Source organism: Gammaproteobacteria bacterium, assembly GCA_013697705.1.
Classification (GTDB): domain Bacteria; phylum Pseudomonadota; class Gammaproteobacteria; order UBA6002; family UBA6002; genus UBA6002.
Genome location: JACCWJ010000017.1, coordinates 1 through 3,642 on the forward strand (window position 1 = coordinate 1; position 3,642 = coordinate 3,642).

The 3,642-nt window shown below is 44.3% G+C and carries 4 protein-coding genes; all 4 read right to left on the bottom strand.

What is annotated here, in order from left to right; genetic code table 11:
* Nucleotides 1-1,144: hypothetical protein (locus H0U71_03375; GenBank protein MBA2654093.1), on the bottom strand; the 1,144-nt coding region annotated here is incomplete at its 3' end.
* A 185-nt stretch (nt 1,145-1,329) separates the two neighbouring features.
* Nucleotides 1,330-1,635 (bottom strand): hypothetical protein, encoded by a 306-nt coding sequence (locus H0U71_03380; protein ID MBA2654094.1) that lies wholly within the window; start codon nt 1,633-1,635, stop codon nt 1,330-1,332.
* 252 nt (nt 1,636-1,887) lie between these two features.
* Nucleotides 1,888-2,382, bottom strand: coding sequence for a hypothetical protein (locus tag H0U71_03385; protein MBA2654095.1), 495 nt, complete (start codon nt 2,380-2,382; stop codon nt 1,888-1,890).
* A gap of 16 nt (nt 2,383-2,398) precedes the next feature.
* A partial coding sequence (locus H0U71_03390) for a ParB N-terminal domain-containing protein (GenBank protein ID MBA2654096.1) occupies nt 2,399-3,642 on the bottom strand: 1,244 nt, incomplete at its 5' end.

Consider the following 3,642-nt stretch of genomic DNA (forward strand, 5'->3'; position numbering starts at 1 on the left):
CCGTTAGGTGACTCAAACTCGGTAACTTTGTAACGCCTTGGCTCTCCCCGTCTGCTAACAAAATACTTAATCCCACCACCCGCATATCAAACGGCGTGTGATTGATCATCATTTCCGAGAGTTGTTGCGTCACCGCTAAGGTGGCTCTTCGTAGCACTTCCTTTGCGAGCGGCGTTAAGAGTTTGACCTGGCTAAAGCCCATATTAACGCCGCCACCGACTACGGAGCTGACACCGACCATCGCGGCTTCCCGCCAGGATACTTCTGCTTGTGCATGCAGGCCCACCAGTAATTCTTGACCAGCTGCGTCGATTAGGGTGGCCATCACACCGCCCAATACCAAGGTGGCCGAACCCACCATGCTAACGCCCATCGCGCTGAACATGAGCGGCATTAATGCACCGGCCAGCACCGGGGCGATTATATTAGCAGCCACCACGGCTAAGACGGCGATGACCGTTTTACCAAAAATCACCATTGGGTTTGGGTGCAGTTTGTGTTCCGGGGTTTTGAGGTGGGGATAGATAGCGCCTAATATTTTTTGTGTAAAGAGGTAATACGGCGTGCGCATAAAGGCTTGGTTTTTAGTGGGGAGTGGCGCGGGGATATGGAGTCCCGGGTAACCCGCAAATAAACTACTGCTGTCAACTAAGCCATTGGCTTGCGTGATTTGATCGCTGTAACTTTCACTGCCGGTCATCTTCATCGCAAGACTATCCGACGTATCATTTTGCACCACGCTTACATTTTGTCTGGCAATGGCCGGAGCGGTAATAATTAAGTTTGAGGAGTTATCGCCTTTGTGTTTCCGTTTATCCAGCGTCGCCTGCAGTTTTTGCGCTGAGCTGAGATGACGCTCTTCAACATACGGGCCGGCAGGGTCGGACATCGCGGTGAAATCACTCTCTTTGCCCCGCCACTGACTGGCATTCCCCACTTCAACGCCGCCGTGATCGGTCACCGCTCTGCGCACCAAATTTAAACTCGCGGCGCCCGTGGTGGTGTTAAATACGCCTAAGTTTTGGTCTTGCGTACTTAAAAAATGGCTCTCTGAGCCCTTAAGCTGTAAACCCTCGGGGTCCCCGAAACCGGTATACATATCTTTAGTAAATATCGATTTCGCGGCGGTGTTCTGGAATGCCACCAGGGGCGGGTATTTGGCCTTCGGATCGGTTTCGTCTTGCTGGCCCGTAATGTGGCGCGGGTGCTGCCATCAGCATTATAATAGGCAGTCGCCGCCTGATACGGAGTGCCCCCCCGCGGGAGGGGGATGATCGTTTGGGGGCCATCTTCCGTGAGGGGACTCTCAACTCATGTACCGATTAAAAATTATCTCAGCCATTCCGGCTTTTTTCCACTAATGACCCCCAATGTTTCAATTTTTGCAGTAGCGGCCAACTTACCAAGTATTGAAGGATCAAATTTATTGAGTGCAACCATTATTTCACCTATGGATTCCCCAACGGAAGCTAAGATAATTTGATTTTCTTCTGAATTACTCGCAAATATAACAAGTTTTTCGAGAATTTCATTAGAGGGGTACTTTGCTAAGTAAATTGCAGCATCATCTCTCTCATCAATTCTCCCAATAGGGTCAAAAAGGATTTCCAACAATTGCTCAATGTGATTGTTCATATTATCTCATGCATTATGGTATAAAAATAAAAGTGAATCCTCGGTTTTTCTTGCTTAGCGGGAAATTATCCAAAAATATGGGATGGTTCAATAGCTTAATTATTGTAGTCTTTATATTGAGCTAAATTTGAAAATCAACTAAATAGCAAGCTGACCCGTCCCCTAAACCATACAGATAAAAATCAGGTATGTCAGGCCTGACCCCGTCCTATGTGCGCACGTTACTTACGAATCGGCCCCTTTGAAAAATCGTTATTTCCCCTGTTTTTTTAATTCAATCTTCTTGAAATAATCTTCTGGATTGGTCACATACTTTACAGCTGTAGAATGAGCAATAAGTTTATGTAATAAGAAAATGTCTGGATCAATTATTTTTCGAATTTCTGGCACAAAAAAAACACAATTTAATTTTTTTGCCAATAATATTATATTGTTAATTAACCCCTTTATTTCTGTTCTTAAATCTAAACGTATCGTGATAGATTCTACTTGATCCTTATTCCGCATCCACACTTGTATATCATTGTGCTCATAATCACCCCAAATTATTAGTCTTGAATTCCATGATTTACCTTTAGGTAAAAAGCTGGAAATTATATTATCGAACACATTTGATAAATGGTGGCCTTCCCAGGCCTCTGCTACATCATATTGTTGTTCTAGGTCGTATAAACTCTTTGGATTATATTCATGATATATAGCCCAGTCCCGTGGTAAAAGTTCAATAGTAAATTGGTATATAGCCATTCTTCCCCTCTAAAATTTATGGGCCAAAATAATTTAGCAAATCTTTCTCATCACTGTAGCCCTTATAAGGCAATTTAACTTCATTAACTGGTACAGCCTCAAAACCCAGTCTTTTTGCAGCTTGTAGTCTATGATGGCCATCTACAACATATTTTTCACCATTATATTCAACATATTTAATTGGTTCATTAATTCCGTTTATTTTAACGTCTTCTAAAAATACCTGAAATTTTCTTTTACTCATCGAGAGTGATTCCGTAGGATTTAGTTGCGAGGGTGATAATTTCTTTAAAATACCTTCCCCTCCAAGAGATTTACCCCTAGTAGACAAAACACCTAACCCTGAAACTAATTTGCCAAAACTATCTTGAGCGCCTGATAATACTTTCGCGCCAAAAGCCGCAATCTCAGGACTCGCACGAAGCACTTTAGCACCCACAAACGCGCCACCTTTTAGTACCCCTAGCTCTAAACCTCCCATTAAATAATCTTCCACTGCATGGAATGATTCTACTGGAGGGTCTGAAATTTTACGAATTCCCTGTGGCGTTGCATAGTAAACATTATCGTGCCGGTCCATATAGTGAGTTCGACCGTCAAGCCCTACCCAATTTTTTGTCATAGCCGTATTGTGGGAAAGTGAGTTTTCATAATAAGCTTCATTGTGTGCCGTTGAGGAATTTCCTTGCCACCTCTCCTTCTGCTTACTCGGCGCCGCCTGATACCGCTGCATTAAATTCCCTTCATTCGGCAGCTCAAGATCCTTCGGATAAAGGGATCTGTCAAAATTGCTGACTGCTTTTCTTTCCCAGTCATTCTCAAATACCTCATTGACATCCGCCCAGTTCTTCTTCGGCGCTGTGGAGTGATAAGGTGTCTTCTTGATCCCCTGCTCATGATTCGTCTTCCTCGATAAATCATCAAGCTTGTTCTGGTTAGACCTTTGCGGAGAAGATTGCGCGGTGTAACTCGGCGCTGGCGTTTTCGGCGTAAAGTAACGCTCTATATCCCCGATCCCCGTATTAACAATATTACCCAACCCTTGTCCTAAGTAACTGCCTACTTGGCTGCCGAGTACTTGCGCTATCGTGCGCTCTAAATCTAGGCGTCCTGTTAGTACTAATTGACTCACTACCGGCTCCGTTAGGTGACTCAAACTCGGTAACTTTGTAACGCCTTGGCTCTCCCCGTCTGCTAACAAAATACTTAATCCCACCACCCGCATATCAAACGGCGTGTGATTGATCATCATTTCCGAGA